The 14,585-nt window shown below is 57.1% G+C and carries 18 protein-coding genes; 1 reads left to right on the top strand and 17 read right to left on the bottom strand.

The annotated features are described in order from the left end of the window. Positions 1–90 precede the first annotated feature (90 nt). The 15 genes from FIL88_RS01490 to FIL88_RS01420 all read right to left on the bottom strand — a co-directional run bounded on the left by FIL88_RS01490 (position 91) and on the right by FIL88_RS01420 (position 12,611). Positions 91–1,119 carry an amino acid ABC transporter substrate-binding protein gene (locus FIL88_RS01490; RefSeq protein WP_142852051.1) on the bottom strand — a complete coding sequence of 343 codons (1,029 nt, stop codon included), beginning with the start codon at positions 1,117–1,119 and terminating at the stop codon, positions 91–93. 206 nt (positions 1,120–1,325) lie between these two features. Then, a complete protein-coding gene (locus FIL88_RS01485) occupies positions 1,326–2,042 on the bottom strand; it encodes an ATP12 family chaperone protein (RefSeq protein ID WP_142852050.1) in 717 nt (238 codons plus the stop codon). Beyond that, on the bottom strand, positions 2,039–2,722 hold the full coding sequence (locus tag FIL88_RS01480; protein ID WP_142852049.1) for an HAD-IA family hydrolase: 684 nt from the start codon (positions 2,720–2,722) through the stop codon (positions 2,039–2,041). The genes FIL88_RS01485 and FIL88_RS01480 overlap by 4 nt, the downstream gene beginning before the upstream one ends. Beyond that, the gene (locus tag FIL88_RS01475; protein WP_142852048.1) at positions 2,723–3,763 is read right to left on the bottom strand and encodes an RluA family pseudouridine synthase; all 1,041 of its coding nucleotides are present in this window, start codon (positions 3,761–3,763) and stop codon (positions 2,723–2,725) included. Beyond that, positions 3,760–4,137 carry a fluoride efflux transporter CrcB gene (crcB, locus tag FIL88_RS01470; protein WP_142852047.1) on the bottom strand — a complete coding sequence of 126 codons (378 nt, stop codon included), beginning with the start codon at positions 4,135–4,137 and terminating at the stop codon, positions 3,760–3,762. The genes FIL88_RS01475 and crcB overlap by 4 nt, the downstream gene beginning before the upstream one ends. 43 nt (positions 4,138–4,180) lie before the next feature. Beyond that, complete coding sequence (locus tag FIL88_RS01465; protein ID WP_142852046.1) at positions 4,181–4,786, bottom strand: cytochrome b/b6 domain-containing protein; 606 nt, start codon at positions 4,784–4,786, stop codon at positions 4,181–4,183. Between the two features lie 100 nt (positions 4,787–4,886). Further along, a complete protein-coding gene (locus FIL88_RS01460) occupies positions 4,887–6,203 on the bottom strand; it encodes a replication-associated recombination protein A (protein ID WP_142852045.1) in 1,317 nt (438 codons plus the stop codon). A gap of 95 nt (positions 6,204–6,298) precedes the next feature. Beyond that, a complete protein-coding gene (rplQ, locus tag FIL88_RS01455) occupies positions 6,299–6,727 on the bottom strand; it encodes a 50S ribosomal protein L17 (RefSeq protein WP_142852044.1) in 429 nt (142 codons plus the stop codon). 220 nt (positions 6,728–6,947) lie between these two features. Continuing rightward, positions 6,948–7,964, bottom strand: coding sequence for a DNA-directed RNA polymerase subunit alpha (locus FIL88_RS01450; protein WP_142852043.1), 1,017 nt, complete (start codon positions 7,962–7,964; stop codon positions 6,948–6,950). A gap of 108 nt (positions 7,965–8,072) precedes the next feature. Further along, positions 8,073–8,462, bottom strand: a complete 390-nt coding sequence (gene rpsK / locus FIL88_RS01445; protein WP_108857342.1) for a 30S ribosomal protein S11 — start codon at positions 8,460–8,462, stop codon at positions 8,073–8,075. Between the two features lie 15 nt (positions 8,463–8,477). Continuing rightward, a complete protein-coding gene (gene rpsM / locus FIL88_RS01440) occupies positions 8,478–8,846 on the bottom strand; it encodes a 30S ribosomal protein S13 (RefSeq protein ID WP_142852042.1) in 369 nt (122 codons plus the stop codon). 289 nt (positions 8,847–9,135) lie between these two features. Further along, complete coding sequence (locus tag FIL88_RS01435) at positions 9,136–9,714, bottom strand: adenylate kinase (protein WP_142852041.1); 579 nt, start codon at positions 9,712–9,714, stop codon at positions 9,136–9,138. Then, the gene (gene secY / locus FIL88_RS01430; RefSeq protein WP_142852040.1) at positions 9,711–11,063 is read right to left on the bottom strand and encodes a preprotein translocase subunit SecY; all 1,353 of its coding nucleotides are present in this window, start codon (positions 11,061–11,063) and stop codon (positions 9,711–9,713) included. Before secY ends, FIL88_RS01435 begins: the two co-directional genes overlap by 4 nt. Positions 11,064–11,169: 106 nt before the next feature. Further along, positions 11,170–11,640, bottom strand: a complete 471-nt coding sequence (gene rplO / locus FIL88_RS01425) for a 50S ribosomal protein L15 (protein ID WP_142852039.1) — start codon at positions 11,638–11,640, stop codon at positions 11,170–11,172. A 134-nt stretch (positions 11,641–11,774) separates the two neighbouring features. Continuing rightward, positions 11,775–12,611 carry a DMT family transporter gene (locus FIL88_RS01420; protein WP_221931103.1) on the bottom strand — a complete coding sequence of 279 codons (837 nt, stop codon included), beginning with the start codon at positions 12,609–12,611 and terminating at the stop codon, positions 11,775–11,777. A 514-nt stretch (positions 12,612–13,125) separates the two neighbouring features. Here FIL88_RS01420 and FIL88_RS01415 point away from each other — a divergent pair. Next, entirely contained in the window at positions 13,126–13,428 is a 303-nt protein-coding gene (locus FIL88_RS01415; RefSeq protein ID WP_142852038.1) for a hypothetical protein, read from the top strand. A gap of 170 nt (positions 13,429–13,598) precedes the next feature. On the opposite strand, the gene FIL88_RS01410 is transcribed toward FIL88_RS01415, so the two are convergent. Both FIL88_RS01410 and FIL88_RS01405 read right to left on the bottom strand, forming a co-directional pair. Beyond that, positions 13,599–14,102, bottom strand: coding sequence for a copper chaperone PCu(A)C (locus tag FIL88_RS01410; protein ID WP_142853406.1), 504 nt, complete (start codon positions 14,100–14,102; stop codon positions 13,599–13,601). A 51-nt stretch (positions 14,103–14,153) separates the two neighbouring features. Next, positions 14,154–14,501 (bottom strand): hypothetical protein, encoded by a 348-nt coding sequence (locus FIL88_RS01405; RefSeq protein ID WP_142852037.1) that lies wholly within the window; start codon positions 14,499–14,501, stop codon positions 14,154–14,156. Positions 14,502–14,585: the final 84 nt, after the last annotated feature.

The raw sequence follows: 14,585 nt of genomic DNA, 5'->3' as shown, positions 1-14,585 counted from the left end.
TTTTTACGGGCGGCTTGGGCCGCAGTGCCAAGGTGCGTTCAGATGGAAAGAAAAAGGGCGTGGATGAACCACGCCCTTTTCATGAGTGTCTTAACGGAAGGGCGGAGCGTACAGCAGGCCGCCTTCGGTCCATTGAGCGTTCAGGCCACGTGCCAGAGCGATCGGGGTTTCTTCACCGATGTTCTTAGCAAACAGTTCGCCATAGTTGCCGCCCGCCATGATGGCGCGCTTGGCCCATTCTGCGTCCAGGCCCAGCATCTCGCCCAGGGTGCCTTCGGTACCCAGCAGACGGTTAACTTCCGGGTTTGCACCAGCCGATGCGCCCAGTTCGCCGATATTGGCCGAGGTTACACCCAGCTCTTCAGCTGCGATCAGAGCGTTCAGGGTCCAGCGAACAATGTCGCCCCAGTTGTTGTCGCCGTGACGGACCAGCGGGCCCAGAGGCTCTTTCGAGATGATCTCGGGCAGTAGGATGTGTGCCGAAGGATCTTCGAAGGTCGCACGCGTAGCAGCCAAGCCCGACGCGTCGGTGGTGTACACGTCACAAGCGCCAGCCAGATACTGCTGCTGAGCTTCAGCATTGGTTTCGATCGGAACCGGCTCATAGCTCATGTCGTTGGCACGGAAAAAGTCGGCCAAGTTCAGCTCGGTGGTGGTGCCGGTCTGGATACAAACAGTCGCGCCGTCCAGTTCCTTGGCCGAGCTTGCGCCCAGATCCTTGGAAACCATGAAGCCCTGACCATCATAGTAGTTGATGCCGACGAATTCGAACTTCAGGTCGACATCGCGCGAGAAGGTCCAAGTGGTGTTACGCGCCAGCATGTCGATCTCACCCGACGCAAGCGCGGTGAAACGGGTCTTACCAGTGGTCGGAACGAATTCAACTGCGTTTGCGTCGCCCAGCACGGCGGCAGCAACTGCGCGGCATACGCCAACGTCGAAACCTTTCCACTGACCGTTCGCATCCGGAGCTGCAAAGCCAACCAAACCAGTGGTTACACCACAGTTCAGTTTGCCGCGCTCTTTGACCTGATCAAGGGTCGACACGTCCTGAGCGACAGCGGCGCTTGCGGCGATGCTGGCAACAGTGAGTGCGCCAAGAAAAGCGGATTTCTTCATATTTACCTCTTCCTGATTTTGCCCATTTTTGAGGGCTTTATATGCGAACTGATGTTCGCAGTGAGTAATGCAAAAGGGTGTCCCCCCCTTCAACTGCCTCAGATTTTGAAAGGATTGATCAGATTTCGTCAAGGGGCACATCGCGAATTGCGATGCTTAACCTAGGGGAAAGCAAGATAATTAGGCCAGGACAGGCGCTGGTTGCGTTAAGTTTCGCGTGAAATCGCCGCAAAGAACCATGCTGCGCGCGCAAACTCTTCGACCTTCTTTTCAACCATTTCCTGAGCTTCTTCGTCTTTGCCCCACAATTCTTCCTGCCAAAGCTCGTCAAGACGGGACAATTCCCATGCTGCAGCTGCATCTAAATGTCCGTGAGCCACAGCAAAGGCCAAGATCAGCGATCCAGACATGGACACCAGATCGTGAAATGCCGTCAGTTGAAACGGTGAAAGCGCATGCACCAAATGCGTCAGTTTCCGAACAGAATGCGCATCCTGTTCTTCGTGCATCACCCCCGAGACCGCTTTCAGGCGCACATCAAGAGAATCGACCGCCCAGTCGAGAATCGGATCCCATTTCTCGGCCTGCCGCGCGACCAGCTCTTGCGGAGAGGTGGCGCGGTAACACAACAGATCGCTGTCGCCATAGGCCGCCAACATGTCGGCAACGGCCGCGTGCTGAACGCTGACCTTGTCGATGGCCGAATTGCACATGCGGGTTACGGGCATGGCATTTGGATTGATCGCATCTTCCTGCGCATCCCACTCGGCAGCCATCGCATCGGCAAGCGCGCGTGCTGGCACGATCAGCGCCGACTTTGCAGGCGTCTTCACAGCGCGCCCATCCAGAAGGACCTGAAATCCCCCGTCTGCTTCGCCAACCGTCGTTTCTTTCCAGAACCGTTTTGCTGCCCAACCGCTCATGCTGTTCCCCAAAGTTCGTCCAGCGCAGCGGGCAGATCCGCAAACGCATCAATCAGAATATCTGCACCGGCGGCGATCAAACGTTCGCGCGGGTGATAGCCCCACGTAACCCCAATGGTGCGAAAGCCGGCAGCTTTTCCCATATCCATATCAAAACTGGTATCGCCAATCATCACGGCCTGCGCGGCCTCGGTCCCGGTTTCCGTCAACGCCCGTTGCAGCATGGAAGGATGCGGCTTGGAGGGGTGATCGTCTGCCGTTTGGTGGGTCACGAAGAACTTGCGCAAATCATGCGCGTCATATGCATGGTCCAACCCACGCCGCGCTTTGCCGGTGGCGACGCCTAACAGAACCTCGTCCCGCGGATGCAGGGCCTCCAATGCGTCACGCGCGCCGGGATACAAGGGCGCTGCCGCCTCGCCACCCTTCTCGGCCCGCAGTTTGATGAACATATCTTTGTATTGCTGGGCCGCCTGATCGACGTCTTGGTCTGACATTTCGGGCACCAACCGTGCGATGGCATCGTGCAAAGAAAGCCCGACGATTGACAGGACCTGTTCGCGACTTGGAAGCGCCACGCCCATTTCACCGAACGCGCGGTACATGGCTTCGACGATGAAATCCTGACTGTCGATCAGCGTTCCATCGACATCGAACACAGCAAGCTTAAGGGTGGTCATTTACAGAGCCTCGAACGGGTCATCAGCGGCCAGATCAGGCGTCCAGCCAAGGGTTTCGAACGTGTCCGCCATATGGGGCGGCAGGTCTGCGGTAACGGTGATTGGCTTCTTCGTCACCGGATGCTCGAAGGTCATCGAGCGCGCATGCAGGTGCAGTTTGCGCGAAATCTCTCCGCCAATCATCGCACCCCAGCCATCACCCATATTATCCTGAGACGAACCGCCATATTTGCCATCACCAATGATGGGATGACCAATCTCGGCCATGTGCGCACGCAATTGATGAGTGCGTCCGGTGATCGGTTCCATTGCGACCCACGCCGCACGGCTGGCCACACGATAAAGCGTGGCATAAAGCGTATGCGCACGTTTGGCGTCCGGGTATTCGTTCATCGCACGTGGATGCACACAGATCATCTTTTCACCCGCACCACGTCCGCCACCTGGCGCCTTGAACAGCCCATAGCGGATTTCGCCCAAATAGGGTGTCGGCACACCGGCGACCACAGCCCAATAGATCTTGCGGGTTTCCTTGTGGCGCATCGCAGCGGTCAGCCCGGACGCGGCAGCCTGAGTACGTGCCAAAAGCAATACGCCCGAGGTGTCTTTGTCCAGACGATGCACAAGGCGAGGCTTCTCGTCGCGGTCAAACTTCAGCGCTTCGGCCAAGCCATCCACATGGCGGGTCTGTTTTGATCCGCCTTGCGTAGGCAATCCCGCAGGCTTGTTCAGGGCGATCACGTGGTCGTCCCGATAGATAACGCAAGACTGGATCAGCTTCGCATCCGCGTCTGACACCCGTGCATTAGGTTTTGTCGCAGGGCGTTCATCCTTGGTGGTCGGAAGGGGCGGCACGCGCACCTCGTCCCCCGGCCTCACACGGGTCGAGGTCTTGACCTTCTCGCCATTCACCCGGAATTCGCCCTTGCGGCAGCCTTTTTCGATCCGCCCCTGTCCCACGTGGGGAAACATGCGTTTAACCCAGCGATCCAGCCGCTGTTCGGCTTCGTCTGGGCCAAGAGTAATGTGTTGAACGCTCATACCAGCACCATCCGGGTCAGCCACAGACCCGCCATCAAAGCCACAATCGAGATCACGACGGATCCAAGGATATAGCCCATTGCCGCTAGGGGCTGGCCACGCTCAAGCAGGGTCATCGCATCAAGCGAAAAGGCTGAGAAAGTTGTGAAGCCACCCAGAAGGCCGGTCATCAGGAACGGCGCCGCTGCCTGCCCGCCCTTCTTCGCCAAGGCCACAACAATGACCCCCATCAAGAACGAGCCCACAATGTTTACCACCATGGTCCCGGCAGGAAAGCCGTGGCCCAAAAGGCGTGTAACCGTTGTGCCGGTCAGATAGCGGGCCGAGGCGCCAAGCGCGCCGCCCAAAGCAACTTGCAAAAGGGGTGTCATCATGGGGCTTGACTGAGGCCAAGCGCCTTTGTTGTCAAGCGCCCTGTCACACGTCCGGGTGGTCTTTACGCACCTCTTTCCAGCCAGTGACCATCGGTTTGACAAGATTTTCACGCTTCCAAAAGCGATAAAACAAGATCGCACCAAGATGGAGAACGACCAAAGCCAATAGCGCGTAAGACAGGCGGTAATGCAGACTTGCAGCCTCGCGCGCGGTCTCATAGCTGACCCAGCTGGCAAATGGGCCAGTGTTGATGAAGTCGTCGGCGTCAATGAACAGACCGGTTCCAACCTGTGCCAGAAGAACGCCAAGAAGCGCAAAGACTGACAGCGCCCCAATCGGATTGTGACCGGGCCAATAACTTGGGTTCCGTTTGAACATGTCCGCGACATAGCCAAGCGTTTTCTTTGGGCCGAACAGGAAATGGCCAAAGCGGGCCGGACGGGATCCAGCGAAGCCCCAGAAGATGCGGAAGACCAAAAGCCCCGCCACGCAATACCCGGCATAGAAATGCAACGTCATCACATTCGGGCCAAACTTGCCCAGAAGAAATCCGGTTATGACACAGACAACAAGTGCCCAGTGAAAAAGCCTTAGAGGTAGGTCCCATAGGCGGCGCAATTCGGTGGGTGGCTGGTCGGTCGAAGTCATGGCGTTCCTTTCTGTTGGGGGTAGATTGACATGATTGATCAGCGCTGGCGAGAGGCAGGGGGCTTTGCCCCCAGGATATTTGGAACAAGAAAAGGGGGGGTCAGCTTTGGCGTTTCGCGCGCAGCTTTGCAAAATAGTCGACGCGTTTTTTAAGCTCGCGCTCGAACCCGCGCTCGACCGGAATATAGTAGACGCCCCGCTTCATATCATCCGGGAAATAGTTCTGGCCTGAAAAGCCGTCTGGGGCGTCATGGTCGTAGGCATAGCCATCACCATAGCCCTGATCTTCCATCAACTGGGTCGGGGCGTTCAGGATGTGCTTGGGCGGTGGGGCGGATCCGGTTTTCTTGGCGGCTTTGACGGCGGCTTTATACGCCACATAATTCGCGTTCGACTTCGGGGCGAGCGCCAAATAAATCACGGCCTGAGACAAGGCAAGCTCGCCTTCTGGGCTGCCCAGACGTTCATAGGTCTCCCACGCATCCAGACAAACCCGCTGGGCTTGCGGGTCGCCAAGCCCGATATCCTCGACCGCCATGCGGGTCAATCGTCGCGCCAGAAATCGAGGGTCTTCGCCGCCATTCAGCATTCGCGTAAACCAGTAAAGCGCAGCATCTGGGTCCGAGCCACGCACGGATTTGTGCAGCGCCGAGATCAAGTTGTAGTGCTCGTCCCCTGATTTGTCATAGACAACGGCCCGCTTCATCAGGCGCGATGACAGGCCTTCGACATCAAGCTTTCCGTCAACCTTCCATGCGGTGACTTGTTCCACCAAATTCAAAAGCGCGCGGCCATCCCCATCTGCCATTTCAAGAAGCGCTTCGCGGGCTTCCCCTGTCAACGGAAGCGCGCGACTTAGGTCCTGTTCGGCGCGCTGTACAAGGCGTTCCAAATCGGCAAGGGTCAAGCGGGTCAGGACCAAAACCTGCGAACGGGACAACACAGCAGCGTTCAGTTCAAACGAAGGATTTTCCGTGGTGGCACCAACCAGAAGGATTGTCCCATCTTCCATATAGGGCAGAAATCCGTCCTGCTGTGCTTTGTTAAAGCGATGGATCTCGTCAACGAACAAAAGTGTCCCCTGCCCGTTCGCACGGCGATGCTTGGCAGCTTCAAACACTTTACGCAGCTCAGGCACGCCAGAAAAAATCGCGCTGATCTGGACGAAATGCAAATCGGTTTCGCGGGCCAAAAGGCGGGCAATGGTGGTTTTTCCAACGCCGGGCGGGCCCCAGAAGATCAAAGATCCCAAGCTGCCTGCGGCCAGCATCGTGCCCAGAGGGGCTTCAGGGCCGAGCACTTGTTCTTGGCCGATCACATCCGACAAGGATTGCGGACGCAGCCGATCCGCCAAAGGGCGCGGCGCGGCGCGGCCCTGATCCGGGCGATCTGTGGAACTGTCGAAAAGGTCAGCCATGGGCAGAACCTAAGCACGCGGCATCGCAGGGGGAAGCCCAAAAACAAAAAGCCCCGCATCAAAGCGGGGCTTTCGGAACGTGTTATGCGCAGTTCTTATGCTTCAGCGTCTGCACCAGATTCTTCAGCTTCCAGACGAGCGCGGTCGCCTGCACCCTTGGCGTCAACGTCACGATCAACGAATTCGATGATCGCCATCGGCGCCATGTCACCATAGCGGAAGCCAGCTTTCAGAACGCGAACGTAACCACCCTGACGGTCCTGATAGCGCGGACCCAGAACATCAAACAGTTTGGCGACCAGAGCTTCCTGCTTCAGACGGGCCGAAGCCTGACGACGTGCGTGCAGGTCGCCGCGCTTGGCCAGCGTGATCATCTTTTCGATGATCGGGCGCAATTCTTTGGCCTTGGGCAGGGTGGTTTTGATCTGTTCGTGTTCGATCAGCGATCCAGCCATGTTGGCGAACATGGCTTTACGGTGTTCGTGTGTGCGGTTCAGGCGGCGGTAACCACGAGCGTGACGCATTTTCTTAATCCTTCTTTGGTGCTCTTGGACGAGCGGTGCTTTGTCTGAGAACCGATGCGTGTCGGTCCCTCTCCTTGGGGCAGGATTGCCCAGATGTTCCCCGCCAGCGCGGGCATTTCGGGGGCCGCTCTACGCCGCCCCCGGAAACTTGTCAATGATCGTTGGTCGCATTCCCGAACCGCAAAACCGGTATCCACTTTTGCTGGGAATGCTCCGCGGATCAGAACTGGTCTTCGAATTTCTTCGCCAGCTCTTCGATGTTCTCAGGCGGCCATTCCTCGACATCCATGCCAAGGTGCAGACCCATGCCCGAAAGCACTTCTTTGATCTCGTTCAGCGACTTGCGGCCGAAGTTCGGAGTGCGCAGCATCTCGGCTTCGGTTTTCTGGATCAGATCGCCAATGTAAACGATGTTGTCGTTCTTCAGGCAGTTTGCCGAACGCACCGACAGCTCCAGCTCGTCCACTTTCTTCAAGAGAAGCGGGTTGAACTCAAGACCATCGTCTTCGTCCTGACGACCAGCGGCTTCCGGCTCGTCGAAGTTCACAAAGATCGACAGCTGGTCTTGCAGAATGCGCGCAGCGAAGGCCACGGCATCTTCAGGGGTAACCGAACCATCGGTTTCCAGCTTCAGCGTCAGTTTGTCATAGTCCAGAACCTGACCTTCACGGGTCGGCTGAACGTCATACGACACTTTCTTGACCGGCGAATAGATCGCATCGACCGGGATCAGGCCAATCGGCGCATCTTCCGGCTTGTTCTTATCCGACGCCACATAGCCTTTGCCAGTGTTGACGGTCAGTTCCATGAACAGGTCCGCGCCATCATCCAGGTGACAGATCACGTGATCTTTGTTCAGGATCTCGATGCCCGCCGACTCCGAAATCGCACCAGCGGTGACAACCATCGGGCCTTTGGCCGAAATCGACAGGCGCTTGGGGCCTTCGACTTCCATGTTGATCGCAACACCTTTGAGGTTCAGAACGATGTCGGTGACGTCTTCACGCACACCAGCAACCGAGCTGAACTCGTGCAGGACGTTGTCGATCTGAACCGACGTGATAGCGGCACCTTGCAGCGAGCTCATCAGCACGCGGCGCAGGGCGTTGCCCAAGGTCAGACCAAAGCCACGCTCCAGCGGTTCAGCAACAACAGTCGCTTGACGTGCGGGGTCATTGCCCGGCTTTACGTCCAGCTGTGTCGGCTTGATCAATTCTGCCCAATTCTTGTGGATCATGCGTCCCTCCATACTTGTCCTGTCCCCATGTCCAAAGGGCAGGACGCCCGAGGTTAAAATGACGGAAACCGGGCCACGCTTCGTGCGGGGCCCGGCCGTAAAATGTTCTTATACGCGGCGGCGCTTCGGCGGGCGGCAGCCATTGTGTGCGATCGGGGTCACATCACGGATCGAGGTGATGTTGAAACCGATAGCAGCCAGAGCGCGCAGAGCCGATTCACGACCCGAACCGGGGCCCTGAACTTCAACTTCCAGCGTCTTAACACCGTGTTCCTGAGCTTTCTTGCCAGCGTCTTCCGCAGCCATCTGAGCAGCATACGGCGTCGACTTACGCGAGCCTTTGAAGCCCATGGTGCCAGCCGACGACCACGAGATGGCGTTGCCTTGCACGTCCGAGATCAGGATCTTGGTGTTGTTGAACGAAGAGTTCACGTGAGCAACACCGGATGCGATGTTCTTACGCTCTTTACGCTTGGTACGAGTCTTATCGCGAGCCATTGGTCAAACCCTCCCTTATTTCTTCTTACCAGCAATGGCCTTTGCAGGACCTTTGCGAGTACGTGCGTTGGTGGATGTACGCTGACCGCGTACCGGGAGGTTGCGACGGTGACGCAGACCGCGGTAGCAGCCCAGGTCCATCAGACGCTTGATGTTCATCTGCACTTCACGGCGCAGGTCACCTTCAACGGTGTAGGTCGCGTCGATGTGCTCGCGAATTGCCAGGACTTCAGCGTCCGACAGTTCGTTCACGCGACGGGTTACGTCGATTTTTACAGCTTCGCAAATAGCAGCAGCCGAAGTATGGCCGATACCAGTAATATATGTCAGGGCGATCGGGACCCGTTTGTGGGTCGGGATGTTTACGCCAGCAATACGTGCCACGTAGTCTTTCCTTTTCGTTGCGGTTCCGTAGCTCCGGAACCTTTTTTCACAACGTAAGCCCGCCGGATCATTCCAAGCGGGCCGCGCTGAATTCTTTGGTCTGGTGAGACTTGGGGAGCGACCCCGCAGACACACCGATTCCCGTTAGGGATGGGGTGAGTTACTCGGGTTTGAACAGTTCGTCAACCCATCATGGCACCAAGCCTTTTGAACACCCCGACTTGGCACCGAAAAATCAAAGCGCCGCGACAGGGCCGCGGCGCTTAACTATTCATAAATGGCGTCTGGATCAGGCGCCCAGCACCTCGGCGATATCGCCCTGCACTTCGTTAATGGTACCCAGACCGTTGACCGATTTCAGATCGCCCTTGGCCCAGTAGTAGCCAATCAACGGCGAGGTCTTTTTGTAGTATTCCATCAGACGGATCTTCAGGCTTTCCTCGTTGTCGTCGGCACGCACAGGCTGGCCTGCTTTGCGGGCCTCCTCGGCGCGGCCGACGATGCGGCCAACCAGAACCTCGTCATCCACGCGCATTTCGATCACAGCGTCCAGCGTCTGATTGTGCTTCTCAAGAAGTGTACCCAAAGCGTCGGCCTGAGGCAGCGTGCGGGGGAAGCCGTCAAAGATGAAGCCTCCGCCAGTGTCGCCTTCCAGCTTCTCTTCGATCAGACCAATCACGATCTCGTCGGTGACAAGCTCGCCCGCGTCCATGATGGCGGCAACTTTCTTGCCCATCTCGGTGCCCGAGGCTTTCGCCTCGCGCAGCATGTCACCGGTCGACAGCTGGATCATGCCGCGTTCTTCCACCAGCTTGGCGGCTTGCGTTCCTTTGCCGGCACCCGGCGGCCCAAGAAGAATAATGTTCATCGACGTGCAGGCCCCTTCTTGCGTTTCTTACCGCGCAGTTGCGACTTCTCGATCAGGCCCTCATACTGGTGGGCCAGAAGATGCGACTGCACTTGCTGGATCGTATCCATGGTCACCGACACAACGATCAGCACCGAGGTGCCGCCGAAGTAGAACGGGATCGCCAGCTGGCTGCGCAGGATTTCCGGCATCAAGCAGACAGCGGCCAGATAAATCGAGCCAAGCGTCAACAGGCGGGTGACAACATAGTCCAGATACTCGGCGGTTTTCTTGCCGGGGCGGATGCCGGGCACGAAACCGTTCTGGTTCTTCAGATTGTCGGCAACCTCGTCCGTCTTGAACGCAACTTCCTTGGTGTAGAAGAAGGTGAAGAAGATGATCATGGCCGAGAAAAACAGCAGGTAAAGCGGTTGCCCTGGGCCAAAATAGGCCAAGATTGTCGACATGATAGGACCGGACTGGCCGGACGAGAAGGTCGAAATCGTGGTCGGCAGCAGCAGAAGCGCCGAGGCGAAGATCGCCGGGATAACACCAGCCGGGTTCACCTTGATCGGCAGATGGGACGAGCCACCGTCATACACTTTCATGCCAACTTGGCGGCGCGGGTACTGGATGTGCACCTTGCGCAGCGCGCGTTCCATGAACACGACGAAGGCAATCACGGCGACCATCATGACGATCACACCGATAATCACCGCAGGGCTGATGGCACCCGAACGGCCCGAAGCCAGGAATTGACCCAGCGCGGCAGGGATTTCGGCGACGATGCCCACGAAAATGATCAACGAGATGCCGTTGCCGATGCCGCGCGCGGTGATCTGCTCACCCAGCCACATTAGGAACATGGTGCCGCCAACCAGCGTAATCACACAGGATGCAATGAAGAACATGCCGGGGCTGGTAACAAGATCACCAGCCTGCAGAGAGTTCGCCAACGCAAAGGCCTGCCCCGTAGCCAGCAGAACGGTGCCATAGCGGGTAAATTGGTTGATCTTCTTACGGCCCTGTTCGCCTTCGTTTTTCAACTGTTTCAGCGGCTCCCACATAGAGGACATGAGCTGAATGATGATTGAGGCCGAAATGTAGGGCATGATCCCAAGGGCAAACACACCCATACGGCTTAGCGCGCCACCTGTGAACATACCAAGTACGCCAGCGATGCCGGATTGCGCTTGGTCCATGAAGTCACGCAAGGCGTTTGCGTCGATCCCCGGGACGGGAATGAACGTGCCAAGACGATAGATGATCAGAAGCCCGATCGTGAAGAAGATTCGCTGGCGAAGCTCGGTCGCCTTGCCGAAGGCGCTCCAGCTCATGTTCGACGCCATTTGTTCTGCTGCAGATGCCATAAGGCCCCCTTGGATCAAGAAAAACGCCGCCGGACCGTTCCCGGCTCCGGCGGCGCTTGAAAACGTGATTAGACATGTAAGGGGCGGGCGCGCCCCTCACAAGGCCTTATTCAGCCGCAGCCTTCGCCGCCACGGTCAATTTGCCGCCAACTTTCTCGACAGCCTCAACGGCCGATTTCGACGCACCGGTCACGGTGATGTTGGCTTTGGTGGTCAGTTCACCTTTGGCCAGAACACGCACACCGTCCAGCTTGCGACGGACCAGACCCGAAGCCACCAGAGTGTCTTCGTTGATGTCTTTGGCGTCGATTTTCTTTTCGTCGATGAATTTCTGGATCAGGCCCAGATTGATCACAGCGAACTTCTTGCGGTTCGGCTTGTTGAAGCCACGCTTGGGAAGACGCTGGTAGAGGGGCATTTGGCCGCCTTCGTAGCCATTGATGGCTACACCCGAACGCGACTTTTGACCTTTGATACCACGGCCACCGGTCTTACCAGTGCCCGAACCGGGACCACGACCAACACGTTTGCGGGGTTTTGTTGCGCCAGGATTGTCGCGCAGTTCATGCAATTTCATATCGCTTCTCCTTTGCCGGAACTGACCCCAGAAGCGATACGGGGCCAAACACGGCTTTTCTCGGTTTTGATTCTGTGACGTAAAGCCACCGGGGGCATATAGACGAGCCTTCTTAGTGACGCAAGTCTTCGCCACTATTTGCGCACGATCAGTCCGAAGGCGATGCCACCAAGTACAAGGGCTGAGGCGGTAATCTCGCGTGGGTCGACAACTTCACCCAGAAAAAGCGCTCCTGCACCCAACGCAATTACTGGTACCGAAAGTTGCACCAAGGCGCCAGCGCTTGCGGTCAGTTGCGGCAAGACACGATACCAAAGCGCGTAGCCAAGTCCGGACGTGATTGCACCCGATGTGACGGCCAGAAGGGCACCCGAAGTTGACAATACCTCTTCCCAGGCAAGTGGAAGCGTGACGATCGCGACGATAGGTGTGGCATAGATAAAATTCCACGCAGTCGCTTGAAGCGGTTCTGCTGACCGTCGCCCGATTAAAGAATAGGTGCCCCATCCAATCGCCGAGACCGCCATAAGCACCAGAGGAAGAAAAGGGAGCTGCACATCGTCGGACGGCCAGACCAGATAGGCTAGCCCCAACATGGATGCGATCATGCCGCCCCAACGCAGAGCGGGAATCGGGTTTCCAATCCGAAGCGCACCCGCGAACATCGTGACCTGCACGATGGCAAACAGCACCAGAGCCCCCAGCCCTGCATCAAGCGCGACATAGGCGAAGGAAAAACCCAGAAGATAAGTGGCCAACGCCCCAGCCGAGATCCAATCGGGTTTGGCCCGCTGGGGCAGTTTCTTCCGGCCAGACGCCAACAACACCCACAACATCACCGCTCCCGAAATCACGCGGATCAACGCAAATCCGGCCGGCCCAATGGCGCCCTCCGCCAACCCTGCCCGATTCAAAAGAGAGTTCGCCGCAAAGGCGGCCATGGTGAGAAAGGTAAGAAGAAAGAGGCGCAAGATCGGTCCGCAGTTGTTTTTTCTCCCATTAGCGGGCTTTGCCGCGAATCACATCACACAAGTTGGTGTAGCCTGCTAAGCTCGGGGAACGATTAGTTAGCTCTTGTGGTCACTCACCGTACACCCGCTCAGCTTCTATGCTTCCAATCTTTTCAAACGCATTCTCTGTATATCCTGCAGACCAACCAATTGCGCTCATCTCTACCTAGTGTAGCTCGGTCACCTCACGCGAAACCTCAGATGCCGAAATTTCGGGCTGCGCCACGATTTCTGGAGCAGCTGATGTGGCACGCAAACTTGAAGTCTCATTCTGGTTCTGAGGCCGAGATTGCCCAGCTTGGGTGATTGAGGCTATGAACTGGTGTTCGGTAGATAATTCAGCAACCGACAGGACTTCACGCGCTCTATGTTCCTTCAGGAATTCAAGTTCCGAAATGCTCAGGGCAAGGTTACCTGATGGGGTATACGCGTTCACAGGCCGCGGCCTCACAACTTTAGAATTGGAACACACGTTATGGAATTACTCACTAAGGTTTCTCGCCTGTTCTCTGGCCTAGGCCGCCGCAGGCTATCCGAAGGTATCGCGCACGGCTACCAACTTTGGCTTGAAAACCTCGGGAACGACCCCGAGGCCGTTCGCGCCTTCCTTGTCGAAGACTGGTCCATCACTGGCAACGTAGAAAAGCCAAGTGACATCCCAGAATTGCCGTGGTTGGTGCTTGAGCTGCCTGAGGGCAGTGATACCTACAGCATAATTCACATCAAGGCTGGCGAACTCGAGGCGCTCGGCGCAGTTACCTCGGTCAAGAATACTTGACCGAGGTAACTGCGATCTAAAGCCCATTGCGGCGAATCTGAGCTAAGGCGCTCCATAAAAAAGGCCGCAGCGACACGCTACGGCCATTCGGGGTTGGCGAAACCCCTCAATGGGGGTGCGGGGCTCGGGACGCAATGTCGCCCCGCACCCCCAATTTCGACGGACAGCCCTTAGTTGGACGTGTCGTCTTTATTCATGTCACCATGGCCTTCGCCGTGACCATGTCCGTGCCCACCCATCGCAGGTTTGCGGTTCAGGTCGACTGGGATCTCTACGGTCATTTCGCCGGCTTTCTCAAATACCAGCGTGACTGTCAGGGTTTCACCATCCACAAAGGGCGCGTTCAGCCCCATGAACATCACATGATCGCCGCCGCGCTTCAGCGCATGCATGCCACCGGCAGCCACGGGGAAGCCCTCTTCGACTTCCATCATTTTCATCACGCCGTCGGCGGTTTCTTTGTGGGTGTGCAGCTCCACACGTTTGGCAGCATCAGATTTCGCAGCGATCAGGCGATCATCTTCGGCACCATGGTTCATGATCTGGAAGAAGGCAGCGCCAGCTTTGGCATTCATACCCGAGGCACGCGCATAAGAATCTTTGATCATGATGTCGCCCGCAAAAGCAGGCATAGCAAGAAGGGCAGCTGCACCGGCAGCCAAAACGGTCTTCATACGGAACATAGTCTTTTCCTTAGGTCTTTGAGTTGGTCTTGAGGGAAGGGATCAGACCAGCGCCGGGGGACCTCGGGCAGACGGGGACAATTCAACCCGACCCGCCAAAGCAACAGCGCGCGAAGGGACGATGCGCGCGATCACCCGTATTTCGGGCTTATTCAGGGACGGAAGAGCGAACGAGGCTGCGAAGATGGAAGTTCCATCAGGGCAGAGGTGCACCGATTCGATGGGCTCTCCATCCGGGCCGAGTGTAATAGTCGTCATACCAGTGCCGGTGCACAGCACCATATCAAACGCACCGTTCAGATCCGGGTTTTCACCACGGGCATCCGCCAGCGCAAAGCTGGTGATGGTCAGCGCAAAGGCCACAACATGTACAAACACAGCACGGATCATGCGACCTTGCTATGCCTCTTTCTGTGGGGCGACAAGTGACAAAATGTAACAGGCGAGAGTTACGCGAAAACCGCCCACAGCCAA

Source organism: Aliiroseovarius halocynthiae, assembly GCF_007004645.1.
GTDB lineage: Bacteria > Pseudomonadota > Alphaproteobacteria > Rhodobacterales > Rhodobacteraceae > Aliiroseovarius > Aliiroseovarius halocynthiae.
This window is presented reverse-complemented; position numbering and strand designations above follow the sequence as displayed.

Coding starts and splice junctions, on each gene's coding strand:
- crcB (WP_142852047.1), bottom strand. CDS start 4,137: ATGATGACACCCCTTTTGCAAGTTGCTTTGGGCGGCGCGCTTGGCGCC.
- rplQ (WP_142852044.1), bottom strand. CDS start 6,727: ATGCGTCACGCTCGTGGTTACCGCCGCCTGAACCGCACACACGAACAC.
- rplO (WP_142852039.1), bottom strand. CDS start 11,640: ATGAAATTGCATGAACTGCGCGACAATCCTGGCGCAACAAAACCCCGC.
- FIL88_RS01450 (WP_142852043.1), bottom strand. CDS start 7,964: ATGATCCACAAGAATTGGGCAGAATTGATCAAGCCGACACAGCTGGAC.
- FIL88_RS01480 (WP_142852049.1), bottom strand. CDS start 2,722: ATGACCACCCTTAAGCTTGCTGTGTTCGATGTCGATGGAACGCTGATC.
- FIL88_RS01460 (WP_142852045.1), bottom strand. CDS start 6,203: ATGGCTGACCTTTTCGACAGTTCCACAGATCGCCCGGATCAGGGCCGC.
- rpsK (WP_108857342.1), bottom strand. CDS start 8,462: ATGGCTCGCGATAAGACTCGTACCAAGCGTAAAGAGCGTAAGAACATC.
- FIL88_RS01435 (WP_142852041.1), bottom strand. CDS start 9,714: ATGAACATTATTCTTCTTGGGCCGCCGGGTGCCGGCAAAGGAACGCAA.
- FIL88_RS01475 (WP_142852048.1), bottom strand. CDS start 3,763: ATGAGCGTTCAACACATTACTCTTGGCCCAGACGAAGCCGAACAGCGG.
- secY (WP_142852040.1), bottom strand. CDS start 11,063: ATGGCATCTGCAGCAGAACAAATGGCGTCGAACATGAGCTGGAGCGCC.
- FIL88_RS01410 (WP_142853406.1), bottom strand. CDS start 14,102: ATGAAGACCGTTTTGGCTGCCGGTGCAGCTGCCCTTCTTGCTATGCCT.
- FIL88_RS01485 (WP_142852050.1), bottom strand. CDS start 2,042: ATGAGCGGTTGGGCAGCAAAACGGTTCTGGAAAGAAACGACGGTTGGC.
- FIL88_RS01415 (WP_142852038.1), top strand. CDS start 13,126: ATGGAATTACTCACTAAGGTTTCTCGCCTGTTCTCTGGCCTAGGCCGC.
- FIL88_RS01490 (WP_142852051.1), bottom strand. CDS start 1,119: ATGAAGAAATCCGCTTTTCTTGGCGCACTCACTGTTGCCAGCATCGCC.
- FIL88_RS01405 (WP_142852037.1), bottom strand. CDS start 14,501: ATGATCCGTGCTGTGTTTGTACATGTTGTGGCCTTTGCGCTGACCATC.
- FIL88_RS01465 (WP_142852046.1), bottom strand. CDS start 4,786: ATGACTTCGACCGACCAGCCACCCACCGAATTGCGCCGCCTATGGGAC.